General features: G+C 34.6%; 18 protein-coding genes and 1 pseudogene. 9 read left to right on the top strand and 10 right to left on the bottom strand.

All coding sequences use genetic code 11. The features are described 5' to 3' along the window. The first annotated feature begins 262 nt into the window (after positions 1–262). Together BN1067_RS04980 and BN1067_RS04975 are read left to right on the top strand one after the other, a co-directional pair. Positions 263–1,537: a phytoene desaturase family protein gene (locus BN1067_RS04980; protein ID WP_053217786.1), complete on the top strand. Its 1,275-nt coding sequence runs from the start codon at positions 263–265 to the stop codon at positions 1,535–1,537. 2 nt (positions 1,538–1,539) lie between these two features. Further along, the gene (locus BN1067_RS04975; RefSeq protein ID WP_324777820.1) at positions 1,540–2,403 is read left to right on the top strand and encodes an RNA polymerase sigma-70 factor; all 864 of its coding nucleotides are present in this window, start codon (positions 1,540–1,542) and stop codon (positions 2,401–2,403) included. A gap of 164 nt (positions 2,404–2,567) precedes the next feature. Here the strand turns inward: BN1067_RS04975 and BN1067_RS04970 are convergent, their stop codons facing one another. Both BN1067_RS04970 and rhuM read right to left on the bottom strand, forming a co-directional pair. Then, a complete protein-coding gene (locus BN1067_RS04970) occupies positions 2,568–2,969 on the bottom strand; it encodes a MerR family transcriptional regulator (protein WP_053217785.1) in 402 nt (133 codons plus the stop codon). A 658-nt stretch (positions 2,970–3,627) separates the two neighbouring features. Then, a pseudogene (gene rhuM, locus BN1067_RS20680) lies at positions 3,628–3,744 on the bottom strand (RhuM family protein); the annotation flags it as partial. A gap of 385 nt (positions 3,745–4,129) precedes the next feature. On the opposite strand from rhuM, the gene BN1067_RS04955 reads away from it, so the two are divergent. From BN1067_RS04955 to BN1067_RS04940, 3 genes are all read left to right on the top strand, one after another. Continuing rightward, a complete protein-coding gene (locus BN1067_RS04955) occupies positions 4,130–5,809 on the top strand; it encodes a T7SS effector LXG polymorphic toxin (protein WP_053217783.1) in 1,680 nt (559 codons plus the stop codon). An 11-nt stretch (positions 5,810–5,820) separates the two neighbouring features. Further along, entirely contained in the window at positions 5,821–6,213 is a 393-nt protein-coding gene (locus tag BN1067_RS04950; protein ID WP_053217782.1) for a CDI toxin immunity protein, read from the top strand. A 570-nt stretch (positions 6,214–6,783) separates the two neighbouring features. After that, positions 6,784–7,011, top strand: a complete 228-nt coding sequence (locus tag BN1067_RS04940; RefSeq protein ID WP_053217780.1) for a hypothetical protein — start codon at positions 6,784–6,786, stop codon at positions 7,009–7,011. A 1,565-nt stretch (positions 7,012–8,576) separates the two neighbouring features. Here the strand turns inward: BN1067_RS04940 and BN1067_RS04925 are convergent. Further along, positions 8,577–9,464 (bottom strand): AbaSI family restriction endonuclease, encoded by an 888-nt coding sequence (locus tag BN1067_RS04925; protein ID WP_053217778.1) that lies wholly within the window; start codon positions 9,462–9,464, stop codon positions 8,577–8,579. 1,271 nt (positions 9,465–10,735) lie between these two features. Between BN1067_RS04925 and BN1067_RS04920 the strand changes: the two genes are divergently transcribed. Then, positions 10,736–12,199: a protein adenylyltransferase SelO gene (locus BN1067_RS04920; protein ID WP_053217945.1), complete on the top strand. Its 1,464-nt coding sequence runs from the start codon at positions 10,736–10,738 to the stop codon at positions 12,197–12,199. Between the two features lie 73 nt (positions 12,200–12,272). On the opposite strand, the gene istB is transcribed toward BN1067_RS04920, so the two are convergent. Next, complete coding sequence (gene istB, locus BN1067_RS04915; RefSeq protein WP_053217777.1) at positions 12,273–13,034, bottom strand: IS21-like element helper ATPase IstB; 762 nt, start codon at positions 13,032–13,034, stop codon at positions 12,273–12,275. Beyond that, positions 13,031–14,263, bottom strand: a complete 1,233-nt coding sequence (istA, locus tag BN1067_RS04910; protein ID WP_053217944.1) for an IS21 family transposase — start codon at positions 14,261–14,263, stop codon at positions 13,031–13,033. Before istA ends, istB begins: the two co-directional genes overlap by 4 nt. A 70-nt stretch (positions 14,264–14,333) precedes the next feature. Here istA and BN1067_RS04905 point away from each other — a divergent pair, with 70 nt between their 5' ends. Continuing rightward, the gene (locus BN1067_RS04905; RefSeq protein WP_053217776.1) at positions 14,334–14,912 is read left to right on the top strand and encodes a hypothetical protein; all 579 of its coding nucleotides are present in this window, start codon (positions 14,334–14,336) and stop codon (positions 14,910–14,912) included. 53 nt (positions 14,913–14,965) lie between these two features. On the opposite strand, the gene BN1067_RS04900 is transcribed toward BN1067_RS04905, so the two are convergent. The 3 genes from BN1067_RS04900 to BN1067_RS04890 are packed head-to-tail and all read right to left on the bottom strand — an operon-like array spanning position 14,966 to position 18,640. Next, complete coding sequence (locus tag BN1067_RS04900; protein ID WP_053217775.1) at positions 14,966–16,897, bottom strand: hypothetical protein; 1,932 nt, start codon at positions 16,895–16,897, stop codon at positions 14,966–14,968. Beyond that, positions 16,885–17,418 (bottom strand): hypothetical protein, encoded by a 534-nt coding sequence (locus BN1067_RS04895; protein ID WP_053217774.1) that lies wholly within the window; start codon positions 17,416–17,418, stop codon positions 16,885–16,887. The genes BN1067_RS04900 and BN1067_RS04895 overlap by 13 nt, the downstream gene beginning before the upstream one ends. Further along, positions 17,402–18,640, bottom strand: a complete 1,239-nt coding sequence (locus BN1067_RS04890) for a hypothetical protein (RefSeq protein ID WP_053217773.1) — start codon at positions 18,638–18,640, stop codon at positions 17,402–17,404. Before BN1067_RS04890 ends, BN1067_RS04895 begins: the two co-directional genes overlap by 17 nt. A gap of 279 nt (positions 18,641–18,919) precedes the next feature. Here BN1067_RS04890 and BN1067_RS04885 point away from each other — a divergent pair, with 279 nt between their 5' ends. Both BN1067_RS04885 and BN1067_RS04880 read left to right on the top strand, forming a co-directional pair. Next, the gene (locus tag BN1067_RS04885; RefSeq protein ID WP_053217772.1) at positions 18,920–19,621 is read left to right on the top strand and encodes a hypothetical protein; all 702 of its coding nucleotides are present in this window, start codon (positions 18,920–18,922) and stop codon (positions 19,619–19,621) included. A 479-nt stretch (positions 19,622–20,100) separates the two neighbouring features. Continuing rightward, entirely contained in the window at positions 20,101–20,493 is a 393-nt protein-coding gene (locus BN1067_RS04880) for a hypothetical protein (protein ID WP_053217771.1), read from the top strand. 90 nt (positions 20,494–20,583) lie between these two features. Here BN1067_RS04880 and BN1067_RS04875 read toward each other — a convergent pair whose 3' ends face one another. Next, the gene (locus tag BN1067_RS04875) at positions 20,584–22,467 is read right to left on the bottom strand and encodes a UvrD-helicase domain-containing protein (protein ID WP_053217770.1); all 1,884 of its coding nucleotides are present in this window, start codon (positions 22,465–22,467) and stop codon (positions 20,584–20,586) included. Next, entirely contained in the window at positions 22,448–24,481 is a 2,034-nt protein-coding gene (locus BN1067_RS04870) for an ATP-dependent nuclease (protein WP_053217769.1), read from the bottom strand. Before BN1067_RS04870 ends, BN1067_RS04875 begins: the two co-directional genes overlap by 20 nt. Positions 24,482–24,486: the final 5 nt, after the last annotated feature.

The following is a 24,486-nucleotide window of genomic DNA, read 5'->3' as shown; positions in this document are numbered from 1 at the left end:
ATTCTGGTATTTATTATGTATTCTGTCTTTTTTGTCCAGCTAATAAATATAGAAGTACTTTGGATCGCTTCGTCAGCAGAGAGTTTGAAATCGTAAGCAGATAATCAGCGGAGGAATCCCCGAAGACTCCACCAGCCCGCAGAAAGCGTATTTCCGTATCACTTAGTGTACTCATCAGAAAACAGCCTAAAAAGTTAACACACTGTCACATCTATCCACCCTTCCTCGTCTTGAGTATGAAATAACAATAGGAGGTTATCTTATGACTCAAACGTGGGATGTTGTCATTGTTGGTGGTGGATTAGCAGGTTATGTTGCGGCAAATGCTTTAGCAAAAAACGATTTATCGATACTGCTAGTAGAAAAAGGAAAAAATGTTGGCGGCAGGGCTAGAACAAGCAAGGTTAAAGATCAGTATTTGAATCTTGGGCCACATGCCTTTTATAAAAAAGGAAAAGCCAAGTCCATTCTCGAAGAATATGGTATTAAACTTAATGGTAAATCACCTAATTTAAATGGCGTTTTGGTTGAAAACAATATGGAATATACTGCACCGCTCACTCCCTTAGGACTTTTTTCAACAAGTCTTTTAAATTGGAAAGAACGAATGGAATGGCTCTTGTTTATCATGAAAGTTAATCGTATCGATACCGAAAAATTAGAAGGATTAACATTCGAACAATGGGTGAAACAAGCAGCACAATCTGAAAAAGTTCAGTCATTATTATATGCACTAGGCAGACTTGCGACGTATTGTCATGCTCCCGAAAAAGTGAGCGCAAAATTAATTGTATCGCACTTGAAGACGGTAATGGGTGGTGTACTTTATCTGGATGGCGGGTGGCAGACGATTATCGACCAACTCCACAACAGAGCAGTCATTACAGGAGTTCAGGTTCAAACACGTACAACCGTAAAACAAATTGCCCCAGAAGATCATAATCATATGAAATTAGTTCTATCTAAAGGCGAGGAAATTCTAGCTAAGCATGTGATTTGTACAACTGGTCCTAACGAGCTTACTAAATTGTTAGGAGATTATCTCCCCCAAAGCAGCTTTTTCACCCAAACAACACCTGTAAAAGGAGCTACGTTTGATGCTGCTTTATCGCAGCTTCCTGACCCAAAGCGGTTATTTGCCATGAGCCTGTCCGGCCCCTTTTATTTTTCCGTACATTCCAATTATGCCCGACTCTCTGAAGATGGAAAAAGTGCCGTTCTGCATGTGTTTAAATACCACCATCCAGATGATCACATCGATGGGAAAAAGGTTCAACATGAGCTTGAACAATTCTTAGATCAGATGCAGCCAGGATGGCAAAAGCACGTGATTACAAGTCGCTATATCCCGCAAATTATTGTTAACCAGCGCTTACCCCGCATTGGAGATGAACACAACCTGGTCCGTTCTCAAACAGATATTCCAGGATTATATATAGCAGGAGACTGGGCTTCTCCTCATTCCATTTTATCAGAAGGAGCTATTAGCAGCGGGAAACAGGCAGCTGAAGAAATTATTCAGAAAGAAAAGAGGTGAATATGGTGCAGATTAGTAATGAGGATTATCAACAATTTAAACCGTTGTTGTTTTCAATCGGTTATCGAATGTTGGGTTCTGTAACAGAAGCAGAAGATATGGTACAAGAAACGTTTTTAAAAGCGTACCAAATCGATGACCAAAAGCTGGATAATAAGAAAGCATATCTCTGCAAAATCATGACAAACCGCTGTCTTGATGTATTAAAATCAGCCCGGTACAAACGAGAACAGTACGTGGGGCCATGGAATCCCGAGCCCCTATTGCTAGAGAGTAGACATGACATTGATCCCTCCGAAGTTGTTCTTCAAAAGGAAGGATTGAGTATTGCCTATTTACGAATGATGGAACATTTAGCACCGGATGAACGGGCAGTCCTCCTTTTAAGAGAAGTGTTTCATTTCTCCTATTCGGAGATTAGTAACTTCATTGAAAAGAAAGAAGAAAACTGCAGAAAAATTTTTAGCCGGGCCAAGCAAAAAATTTCGAGCATAGAGGGTGAAAGTTTAAACTATGAGAAGAATAAATCCCTTATCGATCGCTTTATCCAAGCGTTTCAAATGCAAAACATCGATTCCTTGTTAGAACTTATATCTGAAGTAGTCACGCTCTATTCCGACGGCGGAGGAAAAGTCAACGCCGCTCTTCGTCCAATCGAATCCCGATCCAATGTTATGGCCTTTTTATACGGGATTTTTCAAAAGGCTCCTGAAGACTTTTCATTCGAGGTCAAACAGGTCAATGGTCAGCCAGCCATTGTGACTTATGTAAATGGTAAGATTCAAAGTGTCATTAGTTTTTATATACGTCATGATACTATTAAGGAAATGTATATAACCATGAATCCTGATAAGCTTCCGACTTAATGGGATAGGTAAGTTTTCCAAAACGAGACTGTCGCTAAATGTTAGGTGATTGTTACCTTTGGGGCGGTCTCTTTATCTTTATCAAATTGTGAAAACCAATTTGCTCTTGATATGGTTCACTAAAAACATGTGCTAAATATTAAAAAAACAAGCTGGAAAATTAGTTATTGAATATTTATCCTCTTATTCTCCTTCAGCAAGTATTCAATTTTATTATCTGCTCTTAACAGTACTTGTTTTATTTCTTTTATTTGTTCTTCCTTTTGAATCATTTGCTGTTGCTTATTTCGGAAAACCTCTCTTATTTGTTTAAGGTTTTGAATCTCATCTTTTGTCATTTTTTGATTTTCATCAGTATCTTTAGACCAATCCAACAGCATTTTGATTTCTTTGAGGGAAAAACCAGTATCTTTTAGTTTGACAATTACTTCAATTATTTCGATGTCTTGTTCATTATAATCCCGGTGATGTTTTTCTGCCTTTGGATGTAAAAGACCAACCTTTTCATAATACCGTATGGTGTCTTTACTTAGACCTGTACATGATGCAACTTCGCTGATCTTCATTACCATTCACCTTCTATACAATAAAGTTATAGACCAACAATACCAATATGACATGGAATATAAATCGAATAATATGATGACTATATATAAGTTTCCCGTTAGTCAATATCCCTTCGGCAATTGATAATAGATGCATTATAATAAATGCTACGATTAGCATAATAAACATACTACTCTTATTTGGGACAAATAAAATTAGTAACATGCTAATAGGTAGAACCACAAAGAATATTGAACGAACCCTGAAATCATTTTCTTTCAGTTGAGAAACTCCTGCCATTCCTATTAATATAGCGTATAAACCAATCAATACATAGATAATAATTATCATCCCGAGACCCCCATCCTTTATTACTAACACTTTAAAAGATGGAGTTAACTCCATGTCAATATTTTTTTGTAATAAGAAGATTTAAAGTCTCAAGAGTGCGGGCCTTTTTCTATATAGTGTGAAGTGATTGCTTCTGATTTACTTCTTGAGATCTTTCCATAAATTAATCAAAGTCACTGTATTTTGTTGAATCCGACTTTATTATACTTTTGATACTCCTGCATGGCTATCTGTCCACAACAATTTTTGAGACCTTTCCAGCATTTTCAAGAGTGTCAAGATCGTTGAATGGTTACTTATCACTATCTCCACCATTTGTGCTACGGTTCAGAATAACGTTGAATACCTTTTCTCTGAGGCACGAATGTCACGGATTCGTTCCAGTAATTCGTCGGAATAGTTCTGTCCAAAGTTGCGCATCTCTTTCAAACGATCATGCATTGCAAAACCTTTAAACGTTTAGTTGCCCACTGGCGAAATTGTGGACCTCGGTGAGAATCGAACTCGTTTTCCAATTGCTATCAGCATTGTTATTCAAGAGGCAAAAAAACAGATAAGAGGTTTGAACATTTAACTCGAGCAGAACCGGTTTCTCAGACATTTATGTAGTATTAATTATAAAGCTTGTCGAAGTTTAAGGCGACGATTTTGTATATTTTATCCGGCTATATTGTCCATTTCAAAAGCGACTCTTTCCCTATCATCCTGTTACGCTAAAACGTGACTTATTAATCGTATAAATGGACATTTATGCTCATTTATTCTTTTTGTCAATCCATGGTAAGATAACCATTGGATTAAATTTCCTTTTATAAAAGAGGGGATGCCTATGGCAAATTTGAGGATAAATGTAAATGAGGTAACAGACTTTTGCAGAGAAGTTCAAAGTCAAACTGCTGTATTAAAAGAGTCGATTGATCAAATGGAAAAAAATATTGATCAGATAATACATATGAATCAATTCCAAGGGGAAGCAGCGGACGCAGCAAAGGAGTATTTTCAAATTCTCCACATGACACTGTTGCAGGCATTTAGGGGACTCTTCGAACAGATAGAAACTAACATAAGCCGTCATCTTCAAGATTTCCACTTAGAAGTCGATTCCAGTCATCACGCGATTATTCATCAATCATACCTCGATGAGAAAGAAACGGATCTCCGACAATCATCTAAACGATTCGAACAATTACAGATAGATGTAAAGCAGATATTGAATAGTGTATCTGATTTGTCATCAGCTCGTGTACCAACAGCTTTATATACGTTAGAAGATAAGGAAGCAAGTTTGCGAGTAATTACAAGGTTATCCCAGTGCTTGGAGGGTTATGATAAAAGTCATAAAAGCGACCAAAAACAAATCGAAAGTGTGTTACAGGAAATTAGCAGCTTGATGAGGAAAGTATCAAATAAAACTGGAAACCAATCGAAAGCAAGCTTTGAAACACATTTGCCAACTATTCGGTCTTATGTAATTGCTTCCATGGAAACATCCGTTTTTCAGGGAATACGCTCACCCCTCAACGGCAGGATGGGACAAAACACACTACTCTCTGGTTATTATAGGAGAGTAGGACAAGCATCAGGATTACAACAGTATATGAGTAAATCCCTTAAAGATAAGCAAGGAAGTCAGAATAGTCATCCTTATATGCAATTGCGATTAAACCGAACTCTACAGCAGGCAAATGCTTGGTGGAGCCAGACACTATTGTATCAAACATCCTTGGCAAAATGGCAACTAGATTATTTTGCTCTGAGTAAATATAAGACTGGTCAAGTAAACAATAAAATTGCTAAACTTACACCAGAAGATTTTGCGACAGTAAATATGTCAGATCACGAAGTAACTGCTATTCAGGATTATCTCGCAAAATTAGAGAGTGGGGAGATTAAATCCAATACCGATTGGAAGGTCACTCAGCCTCAAGACCACGAGATAACTTTTGAAGATAAAAGAGAAGTAATGGGAGGTATGGGGTCGGGATCCCCTGGTGGTTTAGGCGGCCCTGTCTCTGCCACGTTCGACTTTTTCACAAAAGATATTGCGACTATTATTGATCCTAATGCCGGAGCTGGCGAGAAGGCAATGGCTTCTCTATTCACCTTTGTAAAACCCGCTAAGTTATTTGATAAAGTGGGGGATGTAGCAGGGCCAGGGGTGAAGAAGTTCGGGAATAAGGGTATAGGAAAAGGAGAACAAGTATTAGATAAGGTCAAAACATATGAACAAGCTAGAAACAAGGCACTAGACCTAATTGGAGATTTAGGACCAAACTCACAGCCATATAAAGGTACGCTTAAGTCAAGTTCTGGATATGGTCAAGTTGTTGGTAGGCAGTCTGCTGACGGAAAAGTAAGATGGAGATTAGATTATGACCCAAATAAGGGGCCGCATATAAATATTGAGGATTTTCGTAATGGTAAAGGGGCTAGTGCCCGAAAAATCGCTGTACCGTTTGAGGGTAACGAAAGCACCTTTAAATCTTTATTAAAACATTTGAATAGATAAGGAGACTTTAGATGAGTTTATTTGATGAATGTATTGAAGCACTAGGTGAGGATGTACATGTCTTTTCTGACAATAATAGAGAGCAAATATTAAGTGATTTTGAAAATTCATTTCCGTTTAAGTGGGGGCGGATTGAATGGGAGAAAGTGTCTAATCATGCTGAAGTGAATACAGTTGATGAGATAATCTCCTTTTTAGACCAAAACGTGAATGAATACAGTAATGTTGTCTATGTAATTTGGGACGAAGGGACTTTACCTATTATTCAAACTACTTTAGATAAAGTACTTAAAAATATAGATGATGTTACTGCTGTAAGTTTTGATACATGGATATTTTCGCCATCTACAGGATATGTTATTGAAATATTTCATGATGGCGAAGTAAGAGTAGGATTTATGTAAAATTGATTTAACCTTGATTGGCTTAATGCCTTTCAAGGTTTCTTTTTTATTGGGGGGCAATCCAGTGACGAATAGTTCATTTTTTATTCAGAGAATATGAGTAACTCTTGTAAGCCCTATATTATGTTTTTACGAATTATAAAACGTATAACCTATTTAATGTTCGATGTACTATATACCGGAAGACGATGAGAACCACTATTTAAACGTTTATGTCCCCAGTGAGTATATAACCTATACTTTACCAGATAAAAAGCATTTCTTTTCCCTGACGATTATGGAATAACACTCGATATTCTATGATGACATTAATGCTAGTGCGAAAGGGAGATATTTATTTGAAACATTTTCGCCACAAGTGAATAGAAGTAATTTAGCACTTCCACCAGATTGGAACAGAATGACAAGGATTCAACAATGGCAAGTTAAACCTGACACAATTATAATTAAAGGAAAGGCCGGTCCGCAGTCTCAAATGGGTAATCAATATATTGGAGGAGTGGAACAACGGTATATAACGAACCTGGACGACTTAATAAAACCTTAAACTTTATTAAGGAAGCTGAAAAAGTGAAAGTAAAGTTAGATTGTGAAATTAAAGCTCACAAATTAGGTCAAGGTAAAGATGGGACAATAAGTCAACTTGAAAATTTCTATAAAGATATAGAACTAATGATTGAATCTAAAAGTCATATTCCATCATATCCAAGAGTTATTACCGACACATGGGATTTTAATAGCCAACTTGGAATTCAATTATTAGATCTATATGAGTTATATAAGAAGCTGGGGCCATAACTGCTATGATAATGATTTCTCATGCTCATACTTTATTAGATAACTGCGAAGGGATCAAAAATTTTGACTAATTAGACTGATTTACCGTGGATAAATCTGTTAAGGAAAGAGCAGAAGTAGTGAAAGTTCTAATTTAACGATTAATAAATAAATGGAACAAATGTTTGTTATAATGTTGATATATTAAAGTAGTGGTTGGTGTTCAAAATTGAGAAATAAAAAAGAAGTATCATAAATCTTAAGTTGGTGTATATCATTATCTATTTTGTTATACTATATTTCTTATAATGCCGCAATTTTATATTCAGGTTCTCCAATGACAAAAGTTACAATTCATATAACGTTTATTTTAGCTTTGGTCTTATTTGTTTTAAGTTATTTTTTCCCTTACTTCACCCATAAAGTAGCTCTAAATATTATTTACTTTTGCTTTGTGCCAATATTCGCATATTTTTTAGGGTTGGTTTATATACTTTCATCTCTCTTCATATTTGATGTTTCTTTGTTCGCTTACAGTATAAGTTATTGGTTTATATATATTTTTTTCGTTATAACTTTAGCTATTATTTTTACTGCGCCACTAATTATGCTGTATGTAAATGCAATTATGTGGGTTTGTAAAAAAGTAAGTTCATTTTCTCATATTAAAATTGACCTTGTTTTAAAAGGAATGTACTCTGTTTTAGTTTATTCCTTTTCCTTAGTGACATTTGTTCTTTCTTTTGTACCGTTGTTTTTTGAGTCGATAAATAGTCCGCGAGATGAAGGGTTCTTTTTTATTCTTCCGCTTTTTATTGCTGGGGCTCATAAAAAAATATTTGACCTATTCAAAAATAAGTTTGATTTTCATATTAGCTCAGTTTCTCTCTGGGTGAAGATATTTCTCGGGGTCGTTATAGTTTCGCCCTTTATTTTTTGGTCAATTCAAGTGATTGTAAAATTATAAGATTTAATAAACATATTTTCTTTCAAGCAAAAATTAACATTGCTTAGACGGGGGCGTGGAGGTTAAATATTGTAAAAAGCTATAACATTGTACCAGTTGCTAATCCTCATTATTAAAAGGGAAAGGACAATCTTTAACTAGCTGTCCAAAGAAGAAGTAAACAGGTAGTTACTATTCTTTTAATTATGGACATAAAAGAGAAGTCCGATAATGGTTCTTTTTATGTGGCAAACAAGCCGAAGATTACATTATGATGTCGTTAGGAAAAGAAACTATAAAGATTTTTGACCCTGTAGCTTCTATATCTTCGGTTAGTAATTCTCATGGTTCTTCTCAACCAATTAACAAGCATACCGTGGCATCCAGAAGCACTCATGTTTTCAATATTATTAACTTACTTGTTATTTATTGGGGTAATTTAGTGGATGTAAGGAAGTACAAAAATAAGCACCCCTTTCTTAGGAAAGTTAAATCTGTAAACACAATTCTAAAGAATATGATAAAAAGTGAAGGAAAGCCAGAATCTCTCACTAATTTTTTGGGGCATGCGCCCTCCCTATAAGAGCCCCTTTTGAGTGAACTATTTCAGCTTTGGAATTTATAAGCCTATGTTCATTGGTTAACTAACAATTTTCACTTTATCATTGACTCGTAAGTATCTGATAAACATCTCATTATCGGGAGATATGCCTGAGACTTTGAAGATTCCAACAAACCTATACCTATTAAATCCAAGATTGTCTTTGTATTTTGCAAATACTGCCCTTTCACGGCCAGATTCAACTTCTTCCATATAGCTTCCGCTTCTTTCTTTGGCAATTCCCCCATCTTGGTGGGATTCATCAATGTATGACCAATCTTCTGCTAATATATTTAGCCAACCTCCAGCTACTGATTTAGTATTCCCATTTTCTATAATTGAGAGTTTTGGACACCACAACCACAGTTTATCTTTCACCCTGAAATAACTCCTTTGGTACCTTTTGGCATTTTTCCCGAATACAGTATTGGCTATAATATCCTTTATATCCATAAATGATATATCATCGTAAATGGTTAGAAATTCTTGTTGTTTCAACTGCTTTAATTCTTCTTCATATGTTTTCCACTTCAAAATAGTTTTTGAAGCCTTATCTTGGATAACTGATACAATCTCATTGATGCTATCATTTATCTCTTCTAGTGACTTAGTGGCATCAATTCTAAACCATTGAAAATCATGAATAGAATCTTCATTAACAGCAGAAATAATATCATCCATACGAAGTTTATCTTCTTTTTGATTTTCTTGATGGTATGCTTCATCCACTTCCACCCCTATGTGTAATTGAGGGAAATATAGATCCATCAAAGCATATGTGCCATTTTGTCGTTTTACATATTGCTGACTAACAGGTTTAAGATTCATGTTGTCCAACTTATGCCAGATAGCAGTTAAAATATAATTCTCGTAATCTTTCCTCTTGGTTCGTGAAAAGGTCTTTACTAAGTAGTCTCGTTTATTCATCTCTTCACACCTTTTTAAAAATTGCTATTTATGATGCGGTTCAGCGTGGTGATTTAAGAGGCAAAAATAGGCATTGGATCCACTTTCCAATGCCTATTTTATAATGATGGTCGGGGGTTAATTACCTAAAAACTCTTGGTGTTAAGTAATTATAAAAACTTTTTCCACCTCTTTGTAGCTATAAAACGTATCAAACCTAGTATCAGAGTATTAAACATTTTTTTATTCATGGTACAATAACCATATATTACTAGGTGTTATTAAAAATAAGGAGGTATTTTATGAAAAAAAACACTGAGATTATTGATGTAACTCCGACATCAGAAGTAGCAAGTTCAGTAGACTCATTTTCCAATGGATTAACTAAATATTTAGAGCAGCTTAATTTACCATCGGAAAATGTGTTAGTAAATCCCGATGAAAGAATGGATGTAATAGAAAACTTACCTAGAGTTGTTTCGAGGCTAACACCGGAAAGAAAAAGAGATTCCATGTATATCTCAAAATTTGTAGCAGCTTGCGGGGCTGGACTATTTGATGCAGCGCTAAACTTTCTTTGGAATGAAACTGTTATAAATCTAAGGAATAAGGTTATTAGGTTTGATATGGACTATTTTCTTAATAGTATCATAACAGATACTAAGCGAAGACAAAGTTTTAAAACTGAAGATGATCTAAAAAAATTGGACGAATGGGAACTTATTAAAGGCTGTAAGGATACTGGAATCATTACGGAAATAGGATATAAGCATCTTGATTACATAAGAGATATGAGAAATCATGCAAGTGCTGCACATCCTAACCATAACGATTTAGATGGGTTTCAGTTAACTAGTTGGCTACAAACCTGCATTAAGGAAGTATTAGGAAAAGAACCAGAAGGCCCTGTTTTAGAGGTAAAAAGACTTCTTAATAACCTTAGATCAAATGAACTATCAAATGACGATATCCCACCTATCAAATCAAACATTGAAATATTACCTACAGACTTAGTAGATTCTACTATAAGAGCTGTGTTTGGTATGTATGCCGATCCTAACCTTGATGAAAAAATTAGAAATAATTTAAAGCTAGTAGCCCCTTCACTCTGGGATAATTGTTCTAATGATTCCAAAAACAACTTAGGTCTCAAATACGCTGTATTTTCGGCAAATGCAGATGTTGATAGAAAAGNCATTTCATCTCATCTCACAAAAATCCATGCATATGATTTTCCCATCTTTGGAGAAAGATATAGGATAGTATTAAGACAAACCAATCAAGGAGATATCATGACACATAACAACATGGGATGGAACTTTGACAACAGCTATGTACGTTTGCCGGAACGTTTTTTTGAAAATGCGGAGCCGACGAAAGTGTCCTCCCCCAAAACAGTCCTATTCAATAAGCAACTGGCAGAGGATTTAGGATTACATGCAAACGAACTGCAAACGGCAGAAGGCACCGCGATACTTGCTGGGAACACACTCCCGGAAGGGGCACAGCCAATTGCTCAGGCATATGCAGGTCACCAGTTCGGTAATTTCACCATGCTTGGTGATGGCCGGGCAGTCATGCTTGGTGAGCAAATTACACCAGATGGGGAAAGGAAGGATATCCAACTCAAAGGATCTGGGCGTACTCCTTTTTCCCGTGGCGGTGATGGGCGGGCAACGCTTGGTCCGATGCTTCGTGAGTACATCATCAGTGAAGCGATGCATGCACTCAGGATTCCGACCAATCGCAGCTTGGCGGTAGTGACAACTGGAGATTCTGTGAGACGTGAAGTAGAGCTTCCTGGCGCTGTTCTTACACGTGTGGCAGACAGTCACTTGCGAATTGGGACATTTGAATATGCGGCCCGCTGGGGAAGCGAAGAAGAGCTCCGCGAATTGGCGGATTATGCGATCAACCGTCATTATCCGGATATCGAAGACAATCCTGACCGATACCTGACCTTTTTCCGGGAAGTAGTCAAGCGGCAGGCAGAATTGATTGCTGAATGGCAGCTTGTCGGCTTTATACATGGCGTGATGAATACGGATAACATGACGGTCAGTGGTGAAACAATCGATTATGGTCCATGTGCGTTTATGGATGTGTATGATCCGGCGACTGTCTTTAGTTCGATTGATGTACAAGGACGTTATGCGTATCAAAACCAGCCGGGAATCGGCCAATGGAACCTGGCTCGCTTTGCGGAGGCTCTGTTACCGCTACTTCATGAAAGGCAAGAGCACGCGATTGACCAGGCAAAAGAAATTCTGGGTGAGTACAAGGATTTCTATGATGACTATTGGCTTGCGGGAATGAGGAAAAAACTTGGGCTCCATAATAGGGAGGAGCAGGATAGTGTGCTGATTCAAGATTTGCTCGACATCATGGAAGAAAGCGATGCTGATTTTACCAATACTTTCCGCGCTCTGACATTAAGTGAACCGGAGAAGACCCCAATGCATGGTGAGGAAGCATTTACGGACTGGTTTCAACGCTGGCAGGAAAGGCTGTCCAGGCAGGAAAAATCAAGGGACGAAGTTTTTCAATTGATGAAGCGGTCAAATCCTAACGTGATTCCACGCAACCATCGTGTAGAGGAAGCGCTGGAAGCTGCAGTCCAAAACGGAGATTTCAGCGTGACCGAGCGGCTGATCGAAGTGCTTTCCGCTCCATATGCTTATACGAAAGATCAGGAGCCTTATATCAAATTGCCGGAGCCAACCAATCGACCATATCAGACGTATTGTGGGACGTGAATAGATAATCTTGTAGAGGTTGTCAACAACGGTTTAAAATTCCTTGTTTTCAACGGAATCAAATTCCCTATTATCAGCGGACTTTGGCTGGCTGAATGCCAGCCTTTTTCTTTTCCCTCAGACGATAAGAGTCTCCTTTAATATTAAAGGTTGTGGAATGGTGGATTAAACGATCCAGTATCGCCGTTGCTAAAACTTCATCTCCAAAGATCTTGCCCCATTCAACGTAAGATTTATTTGAAGTGATAATCATCGCTCCATGTTCGTATCTTCTGGATATGATTTGGAAAAGTGTGTGTGCGCTTAGTTCATCGAAACTAAAGTAACCTAATTCATCAATAATTAGTAATTCTGGTCGGCTATATCTTTTAATAATCCGTTGGATTAACCCTTGTTTCTCTGCCTTTTGGCATTCAGCTATAAAATCATTGGCTGTGATAAAAAGTGCTTGGTGTCCATTCGTGATAGCTTCAAAAGCCATGGAAATGGCTAAATGTGTCTTTCCTACTCCTGGTGGTCCAAGAAGTAGGATGTTATCCCCATTATGGATGTATCTACCCGATAACACTTCTTTAACTCTTCGTTCATCTATACTTGGTTGAAAACTAAAGTCGAAGTCATGAATGCTCTTAAGATAGGGAAGCTTCGCTTTCTTTAGACGTTTATCTAAAGCTGCCTTTTCCTTCTGTTCGATTTCTTGTGATAATAGCGTGATTAAGAAGTCCGAATATGGTACATTATTTTTAGATGCGTCTTCAAGCAGACCATCTATTTGATCGGCGGTGTAATGCCAACCGATTTCTTCTAAGCGTTCAACTAAAAGGTTTGTGGTCATGATTGATCACCTCCTTCTAGTTGCTCATAAATTTGAAGGGAACGTTGTTCTACTTCACTATCAGGGGACTGTAAACGGCTGTGGGTCGGCAAACCATCAGTAGTCGTTTGCAGTCCTTTATAATGTTCAAGGTTTATATAATCTCTTACCTTACCAGTCATAATAGGGTGCTTAGCCACACATTCATAATGGTCATAAATTTCTAAATGATGATCTAATGTTTCTTTTATTTTCAGTTCTTGTCCAACGTACCGAAAAGGTACTGAATATCTCTTACCGAGATAGGAGACAAAGCAATCCTTACTCACCTTCCTAATTTCCCAATGATGGATAGGGAACAATGGTTTCGTATTTGATGTCATTAAATGTTTTTGTTCATGCTGGAAACGAGTATGAGGTGATTCAAGCGTTGTCTGATGCACCTTACGGTTCGCTACCTGATCTAACCACACTCTCACATCTTCATTTAATGCTTTTAAAGTAGGTTCATGCTTGCGCTGCAAAAAGTTCTTCTTTAAATATCCAACAACATTTTCTACTTTCCCCTTCGTTTGTGGTCGGTGTGGTTTACATGCCTTTGGGACAATTCCATAGTAAGCTAGAAATTCTTCGAACTTCCGATTGAATCTTATTTCAACTGGACTATGCCTGATAACAGCAGTTTTCATATTGTCATATAAAATTTGCTCAGGCACTCCATTGAAATAAGCAAAAGCGTTCATATGGCACTTCATTAAAGTTTCTAAATCCATACTGTCTGTAAACTCTACATATTTAAGCCTCGAATAACTTAGTAAAATCACAAAAGCATAAATATCCTTCATTTCACCATCAACGGCGAATTTACCAATGTGTCCCCAATCCATTTGAGCTTGTTTGCCAGGAGGAGTCTCGTATCTTATGGTAGCTTGCTTTTTAGGTCGCACCCGATATGGTCGAATGAAATCCCGAAGGATTGTCATTTTGCCCTCGTACCCCATAGATATAATTTCATCTAATAAAACGGTGCAGTTTGTGGTACCTTCTTTCATACGTTTCACTAAGTAATCTTTAAAGGGATCTAGCTTACTACCTTTACTAGGTACTTTCTTCATCCTTGGTAATTCTTCAGATTTTATGTACTTCCTAATAGTTTTAGGGTCAAAGCCAGTCTCTTTGGAGATAGCTGTGATTGACCACCCTTTTTGAAATAGTTCTCTAATCATTATGAATTCCCCAATCTTGATCATCATTTCTACACTCCAAATCTTTATCTAGTATAGAAATGATTATCTGTTATTATTGGGGAATTTGAAACCGTTGTCATTAGGGATTTTAGCACCGTTGTTCACAAAAGCTCTAGCTCATGAATTTTTAAGGTTTGTAGAGGGATTATCTTATTTGCCAAAAGAACAAATTATTGTTGAGATGGATCAGACGTTAAACAATTTGTTTATGGTGCATAATGGGTTTAATAACTTTCATAATGAACCACCACATGCAAGGTTGTTATATTCTTACGTACCGACAACTGGAAATATTCCAGATCAAATTCTAAGTAGATATGTAAAAGTCCTTATTATGTGTTCTATAGGTAATGGATATGGAGTATCTGATGGAGCATATATTTATTATAAAGAATTGCTAGCACGGTTTAAGGAACAACAAATAATAGAATTTGTTAAATTATTAAATGATAGCGATGTAAAGTCAAGATTACAATTTTCATCTTGTGCTAAAAACTATAAAAGATTAGCAAATGAATTTCTCCCTAGAGTAACTAATCTTGCATTACAGTCTACACTGGAAATGATTGTTGGCTCATCAGAGAAAAAGCTAAGCAAATTAGGTAATGAAACTGAATTCAAAAAGCATAAATCTAATATATTTTTTAATTAAATGCAAAAAGCATTGGGTGTTGACTTCCAATGCTTTTTAATTAGCTTAATTAGTTAGATTTCATTTTTATTTTCCTTTTTCAATAAAAGTTTGTTATTTACATCCAAAGACCTACCTTTGCGAAACTTAGAAAACTTTTCCGGATATTTCTTAATTCCAGTAGTTAGAATCACTTGGTACTTACTCTTTTCATTTAATTCTTTACCTGATAACAATTTTGATATTGATTTTTCTAGATTGTCCTTATCAATACCTAGATTTTCGGGTGTATCAATTAATAAAAATCTTGGAAATGGTAAGTTTTTATCTTTAACAGACATTTTTAGTAAAGTCAAAAAGTACATCAACCTTATAGGGACACCAACACTAGCTTCTTTATACTCACCATCATTAATAACAGGCATATAATTATCTTTATCAATTTTTGCCTTAGTTATATCAGCTTTAATATCTATCAATAACTTCTCATATATTGCACTGAATTCACTTACCTGATTGTTAATTTGTTTATTCGCTAATCCTTCTTTTAATTTAAGACTTTCTCTTTTCTCTTTTATTAAATTAGCTTTAGATTCTAACTCCTTAGCTATTTTTTCATAATTCTTTTTAACTTTAAAATTTTGCTCTAATGAATTAATTCTTTCTTTCAAATAATACTTTTTTTGTTGAGTATCCTTAATTTCTGCAACATTAGTATTTCTTTCAATATCCTCTTTCCCTTCATTTATTAACCGTTGTGTACTTTTTTTATGCTCTTTTAATTTATTCAAGTTTTCCTCATGATTCAATAACTCGTCATTACATGATTGTATTGCTAAATCAAGCGTTTCAATAGATTTTTGTCTAGATTTTAATATAGATAAATACTCATCTGAGGAATAAAAGAATTTCTCGTATTCATTTTCTTCAACTTCTTTCCCACATATACAATGACCTTCAATTCTTTCAACCTTATTTAAACAGTAAGGACAGGTGTCAGGGGTAAACAGGTTCAATTCTTCATGAGTTAGGATAATTTTCTTAATTTGTGTTACTTCTAATATAGTATTTTCTTTAATAGATTTGATATTTTTAATTTCTTTATATAGACTATTAATTTTATTATATGTACTATCGATTTCAAGTTCTATATCTACTAACTTTTTTCTTAATTGTCTAATTTTATTTACACTCTGTTTTGGGTTTTTCTGTATAGATAGTAATTCTTCCTCATACTTTTCTAATCTTTTTAATTGTAATGTGCAGGAGTGAATTTCTTGAGTCAAATCTTCTAAATTATCTTCCTTCAAATTTTTAATACCGAATTCTTGAGCTACTTCTAAAAAACCGTCCTCTTTGTTTTGAATTGAATTTTTTTCTTTAACTAATTTGTTTATTTCTCCAATTAACATATAGTACTCTGAAAATTCGTACCCCATGAGCATCTGAAAAATAACTTTTCTCATGAATTCCGAGTCTGAAATAAAGTTTCTATCATTTCTAGAGTCTTTATAGATTTTTTCTGGAGTTGTTTTTTGATCATAATAGATTAACCTGAATAAATCTTCAAAATTCAATTTAGACTTGGCTGTCCCCTGATAAAATTCAACTATAGGTATTCCTAATTTATCTAGTAACCAATCCGAAAAAATCCTAACAGCACTTTGTTGCCTATGAATTAAATAATCCTGAATTTCGCCATTTTCCTCCACAAAAATCTTATTATCATTAAAGAACCTTTTTAACTTATATATATCTTTATTTATACCAATTACAGCCATAACATAATTATTTGTATCATTCACTATTTCTTTATGAACTTTACTTTCTCTAGAATCAAATTCCTTTACATAATTTCCCAGAGAGAAGTTAATAAGATTTGAGAAAGTACTTTTTCCAGATCCATTTTCCCCCTCAATAATGTTTATGCCGTCATCAAATTTAGGAGATTCAAAATAATAGTTATCTCCCTCATATAGTAACTTAATTATTTTTAAACGTCCCATATAATCACCCCTTTTTCTTTAAAAAGCTTTTCAATTAGGGTGTCAAAACTAATAAAGTTTAATCTTTGATAGTGCTTTTTTAATAGTTTTATATTATCGGATTCAATTTTGAATAAATCTGACTTTAAATAGTCCTGTGGTATTGAATTAGGTAACAATCTAACATCTATACATTTACGGGACTCATTTTTTTCTAGAATTAAATAACCTCTCTTTTCGAGTGTAAACAAAATTGACTTTAAAATCGGTTCTCGCAATTTTGAATTTATATATGTATCTTCTAATATCTTTATTTGTTCTTGTCTGATTTTAGAAGTTTTAATAGAATTCATCAGCATAAATTGACTGGAGATGAAAGGCAGAATATAAATTAATTTTCTATAGTCATAGAAATTCTTCTCACCTTCATAACACCCCAGACTATCTAGTATGAGAATAGAATTATAAGCGATAAAATAATAATCGCTATCTTTATTGAACATTATTTTTTTCTTAATTTTATTATTATATATTTCCATCATAGAAACCCTTCTCATCAAAAGATAAAAAACAACTGTCAATTAACTCCAATATCGCACCTTTTATGGCATCATCACTTTTCATGGCATAAGAATAATCCTTCGACTTATCTTTAATATGTTGCTTGGACCAAATAAATAATTCATCTAACCACAGGTCAATATCAACCTCTTTCTTACTTTCGAGTAATGACACTAGTTTTTGTTGACACGCTTCAAAAACTCTATATCTATATGACCCTTTTTCCTGATCTGTTAACTGCTCATACTCTTCTCTAATAACCGCGACCTGTCTGGCCTTTACTCCAACTTTGTATTTTTTGTATGCTGAATCAACATCTATAATTTTCTGTTTAAGTCCTCTATTATCTGCTGGTGGCTCTAAAGAATTCCAAATGTCAAAAACAGGATCAGATTTCTTTACAATATCTTTTGATAGTTTTAATAAAACATTTTCCACATGGATAGCGCTTACATTATTAGCTATAGGGTCAGTGTACTGCTCGTGTGCCTCAAACTTTGCAGCTAGTAAATCAATTATAATTTCCTCTTTACCCGATACATCAATATTATTATAAAAGGTTCTGGTTTTTATTTTTCTTACTAGATATTTTTCAAGCTCTTTATCATCATATTGACCAAACTTCCATCTAATTCTTGATAAAAAATTAAACCAATCTTTCTCGTTGAATTTTTCAATTATGTCTAAATATCCATTTCCTTTTTGATTTTTATATTGCTGTTTATACTCATAAATCAACCTCTTCTTTATACAATCAATAATATTCTGATCTAATTGATTTCTAACTAAACAATCCAATATAGGGGACTTTGGAAGATCTATCTCTAGGTCTTTAAGAAGTTTTGTTTTTCTTTCATATGTATAATCAACATTAGTGTAAAAGCAATAATAAAGATTCTCACTTAAATCACAGTTTAGCCAATTATCTAAGAAGATTATAAGACTATTAGTAACTTCATGAGACATGAAAGAGAATTTTTTAGTCTTATCATAATTTTTGTCGCCCTCAGTGTATGTACTACTCTCCTCGGGAGTTACTGTTTTTATATAAACATCATCTAGATATTCAGTTGAGGCAAAAACAGCAGCTGTTCCATCCGTTACTTCCATCTTATCAAGAAGTAATTCAATTGCTCTAAGTCTTTGGAGTCTAAAGCCCTTTGATTTGTCTCCAGCATCTCTATTTATTGTTTCAACAACCATAACAATACTCCCTTAATTAATTCTCTCATCAAATAGAAAATAACCTTTATTATATATAACTGTACATAGTTTTAAATTTAAAACTCGTAAAATATTATATCATACATTTTTAACCAATTCAGCGGAAATACCTCGATAGTCAAGCCCACAAATACACCTATATAAAAATACCGTGAAGGTTGAAACGCGTTAACAACAATGTTATTCATGGACAAATCCAAGAATAAAACTACTTTAATAACATACATATTCTATATAAGTCAAAAAGGGGGAATATATGTGAAAATAGATCCAGTAGTACAAAGGCAATTTAGTTCCATAATAAATAACATGTGCGAGTTTAATCCTTATTTCGAATTATTACTATCTAAAGAGTTTTTTAAAACTAGAGGATTGTCCATAGTTAACGAATACCCATCTTTAAAATCCTCAATTGAGAAATACAGCAAATATCTTAGAAATATAAAGAGGCAAAATTTTGATCAGAAATCAATGTTGGTCCTTCTTGAAGAAGAAGCTTTCTCACAAGAAATTGGATTAAACAATAATCCTCAAAGCTTTTACACCGTACATTGGAACATAAAAACACTTGGAAATCTGATAGAAAAGTACCATTTAAAGCCTAAAACGGTTCTTATAGAAACTATAATAGAAAGGCTTAGTCATGGCTCTGTATCAAATATAGATGAATCGATACCCATTAGAACAGAGCCTATTATCGCTGTTCATTATCCAATGATTTCAGAATCACCTAAAATAATCATTGTCGATGGTAATTATAGAACTGTGAGAAAATACTTGCGTGGTGATAAAACTATAGACGTCTATTTTGTTCCTCCAAACGTACACCTCAAAGCGATGATCAATGATATAAGCTTAATCTCCTATAAAATCCACCACAACTGTTTTAATATCATTAATTACATGATAGGAGAAATTTCTGATTTAAAGGACCTAAAAAAAATGAATTTCCGTTTTTAAGAACCAAGGTTGCTTATCAGACTTTTTATTTTCAAGGGATTCCCACAGTGGGATTTCTTTATTTCTCACTGGTGGCTAGTCACAAACCAAGATGCCCACCATGAAACTTTGTCTAAGAGACACAACTTGAAATGATACCCCAATAAATATACTTGTTCAGATATCCACAAGTATATTTATTGGGGTTTCCCTTGTTGACGTTTATTAAGTTAAGTATATCGTAATCTCTTAATAGTTAAGAATTCGACTTCGAATATACATTCTTTGGCGATATACTGTTTTTAAACCTCGTAAGTAATACACTTAGGCTCTTTCAATTGGGTATGTTTAAGTTGATTACTTGGAAAAGTTAATTACTTAGGACATTTGCTATCCCTAAGTGATACTTTTTATACTCTGACAAAAAGAGAGAGAAATGGAGGAACTTCGAGTAGACAAACAAGATTACAAAATTCACTACAATACTAGGAGGAAGATAAATGAAAGAGGAAATTATTCTTAGAAAAAGTGCAAGGCAAAGGCTAGAGGTAAAAGCCTCGGATCTTGAATACCTTGCCTTTTTGGAACAGCAACGATTGCTTTCCGTTCAACAATTTCATCAAGCGTCTTCAGAATTGTTCAATAATCAATTAAAAGACTACATTTTTAAAAATCGCATCAGAAAATTTGAAGAATACAATTTTATTCGAAGTCATTTTTATAGCAATAAGTTTGAGGGAGAACGTTTTAAATATGTTACCGTGGGTAGTAAAATCATTGAATTGTTAATTGAAAATGAGTTTCTTGATGGCTCATATAATAAGTCAAAAATATACAAATTCAAATCTTGGGGGCAGTCCCCTACCCAGCTAAAGCTCACCGTGGTGATTTAAAAGGCAAAAACAGGCATTGGTAGACTGATTTTACCAATGCCCTTTTTATTATTGTTTTACTTCTAGTTATTTAAAATATAATGACATTGTTTACGTCCATTTGAATTGTTTAACGTCTGCATTCTCCAACATTTGATAAATGTCATTTACCTTAGATCTTTCTTGTCCATTGAAGCGGTTTTTACAAAAGGTAAAAATCATTCTTGTTTTTGCTCTTGACATTGCAACAAAAAATGTAAATGTTTCATCTTCTGGGGATTTCTCAAAGTTCCAAAAGGCTCCATCTTCTAGTCCCAATAAAACCACAGATTCAAATTCAAGACCTTTACTTTTATGAATTGACATAATTGGAATTGAATAAGTCCCCAGAAAATCATCTATTGCTTTATACCAGACTTTATGCTTCTCATATGAATAAAAAAGAAACTCCGCTGTCTGCTTTACTTTTCTTTCTAAATACTTTCCTTTTCTATACTCAGGATAGCTACTTTTAATCAAATCTAGACCTATCAAAGTTAAAATTTTGTCTAACCATTGCTCTACTACCTTTTTGGTCACTTTTATTGACTCATACTTAATAGTCTTTTTAAATTCAACTATAAAACTATTAATTTCTTTTTCTACTTGATAGGATTCTGTTTCATCATTGCCACGTAAACTTAAAACATTCGATATTAACCTAGACCAAGCTTTAGGGTCACGGTCTGTTGTGGCTAAAGAAAATACATCGATTATATATTTCATAAAATTTTCTGCTAGTAAATCTTGCCATTGATCCTCTATCCTAGAGTGTATTCCTAAATTACTTAATTCATTTATAAGCATGTCACAATACATATCTGCCCGTTGCCTAACTAAAATACCTACATCTCTTCGTTCAAGTTTTTCTTGATCAATCCACGTTTTAATTTCTGTTGCTAATGTTTTTGCTTCTTCAGAGGCATTGGTGAAGTTCCATATTTCGCATATGCCCTCATCCTCATCCTTCCACTTATTAGATGGAGTTATTACTGTTGAACCACCCATCATATCATTTATTATAGATGTTTGAATTCGGACTAAATTAGGAGCAGACCTATGATTTAATACCATTTCGAACTCTTTAGCTTTGAAGTCTAATTTAAATTGATTAAATACTCCATCTAACGCACCAGCCCAACCCATTATCTTTTGTTTAACGTCACCTACAGCGGTCACCGAAGCATTTGAACCCATGAAAGTTGTTCTAACTAAGTCATACTGGATTAATGTTGTATCTTGAAACTCATCTAAAAAAACATGACTATATGTAGCTCTGATTGCTCTTAAAATCTTGGGATTTGACCTAAGTAAATATTCAGCAATTCTTGAAATCATGGGGAAGGTTAGCCTCGAATTTTCTTTCCCATTAATATAGTTTTTCCAAAGTTGATACTTATACCATGATTCTATTGAGTTTATTTTGTCCACTCGTAATGGTAGTCTTTCATTTGCATATGTCTTAGCAAAAAGATCATAATCAAAGTAGTAATTCCACCCATTCTCTTCACTAGGTTCTTCTGCTTCTTCTCTGAGAATAGGTACATCTCTTTTATAAAAATTTACTATTTCATACTCCAATGATGGTCTATAAAATTCAGGTATAGTTAAACGAAATCTATCCATAATTTGCTTAGCAAATGAATCATATGTTAAAGATACAAACCTATTCGCAAACTCTTTTCCGGATCGTTTTTCAACGCGTTCTTTTAAATTCTTAGCTGCATCTCTCTTGAAACTTATAGCTAGTATTCTAGCAGGATATACGCTCGTATTTGTTTCCAACAAATAACAAGCTTTTTGAGCTAATAATTCCGTTTTTCCTGCTCCGGGACCAGCTAACACATAGGCGCTTCCTTCATACCTCACTACTTCCTGTGCAGCTTTTTCTAAAATAACACCGTCTTTTGGAATCCAAGATTCTTTTTTCACATAGTTACTCAGATAAATCACCATCAATAAATGATTTTATTCCCTTCATTAATTTTTTAAGAGGAATTGGTAATTTTTCAATTAATAACTTCGTATCTATATTTTCTAATGCCATAATATGAGTGCCGGGTTTACCTCTGCCTAAGAAAAAGTAATCATACCAAATCATTAATTCTTTCTGTTCATCCGAATAGGTAATTCCTGAGCCGCCCTCAGTTTTTAAAGTTGCCCTAACCCCTTTTTCTAAACGGTCCAGATATTCAATAGAATCCTTCTCTTTATCTACACCTTTAGGACCTCCATGTTTGGGAACTGTCTTTTTATATGCATCTAGGAAACTTTCAATCATCATGAAATCAATATCTAGTGGAGCCGAATAGTAAACTCCATAGGCTTCTAAAAACTCAACCCATGAATAGAGATTTTCTCTTTCATCTTCCTTTTCTATAGACCATGTATGCATACGAGAGAACTCGTCATCACTTAGCACTCCATTTTGGACAGAAAGTAACTCACGCTTATCATAGCCTAATTGGATCAACTGCTGTAATGCATATTTAATTCGACCCCATCCACCACCATTTCGATCTAAATCTAAATCCAATAGAGTTAGATAAGGGATATTCAACTGATGTAGTAATTTCCAAAAGTGATTTACGTGTCTCCCACCTAACGGAACGATAGAAATATTGCTTTGATCTAAATCGGTATCTAGAAGACTAATTATCTTTGGAAGTATAATCTCTTCACTATCACCTTCTCCTAAAACAACCAATTGTGAAAAATACAGTTCTGGATATGCCATAATAGCAGCTTTTATATATTTATATTCTTCTTCTTTATCTTTGTCAGGAAGAATTATTGAATTTACGATAGTTCTTATTTCTTTTTGATCAATTCTAAAATGAAGAATTGATTGTGGATCGACTCTTTTAATCATCGAAGGGGAGTGGGTAGCAACTAAAACTTGTGCATTATCATTTTCAGAGACGTCAGTTAAAGCTTTCATTATTCGACCAAGTAAATGAGGGGAAATATGATTTTCTGGTTCCTCAACTGCTAACAAGGTCAACACTGGTGGTTGAAGATTATATATTTTTTTATCTTCCTCAGCTTCATCTTGTAAGGCCTCATTCCCAATTTCTAAAAACGAATTTACTAGAGTCAAGTAAAAAATTGAGCGTAATCCATCGCCTAATTGATCCACTTTATATTTGCTTCCTGTTTCAGTTGGTTCAAAATAAACCTCTACTTTTTTTAGAATTGAGTCTAAGTCTGCATGGCTGAAAGCAACCATAGTTGAGCCATAGCGAAAATCATTATGGTATTTTCTCCATTGACTATTAAGTATTTCTCTTAACCGTTTAACACCATTTACTTCGTCAAAAATCCCATCAACTTGCTTCATTTTTTCTTGTATGTCACTATTAATTTCTTTTGGCCAGTTAATTCCTTTTAAAATCCTCCCTAAGATAGTTCCTGATGCATTTTTTAATTGTACGGCCGGGTCTCTTGTTGCAGGTATATAAATCATTTGAATTTGAGAGCGCTCACTGGCTTTAACCGGCTGTAGATCTTCATCTTCTGTTTTGGTTCCAATTGGAGATAAGACATAATATAACCCTTGCTCAATATTTCCTTCAAATGTATTTCCTTCTGATAACTCGGCTTTTAGCCTTATACGCACATAAGGACTTCCACCAACTTTACCCGCAACCATATGATTAAAATGTGGCGGGATAGTAGTTCTTGCCTCTTCAGTATCATTTTCAAGTTCATTAAAATCAATTATAGCTTCTATATAAAGTGAAGATTCACCATGATCTATTGGATTTTCATTAGCAGGTATATGGAAATCAGATCTTTCCAACAAGCGCTCTTTCTGATAAGGACTAAAAAGTTTTAATAAAGCTTGTATTGCAGAAGTTTTACCACTACTATTCGCTCCAACTAAAACTGACAAGTCTTCTAAATCTAGATTAGTATCAGTTGGTCCAAAGGATCTAAAGTTATTAATAACTAATTTCTTTATTCTCAATTAGT

The sequence above is a fragment of the Virgibacillus senegalensis genome, assembly GCF_000821245.2.
Classification (GTDB): Bacteria; Bacillota; Bacilli; order Bacillales; family Amphibacillaceae; genus Sediminibacillus; species Sediminibacillus senegalensis.
Note: the sequence above shows the minus strand (reverse complement) of the source record. Positions and strands in the feature narration are given on the sequence as shown.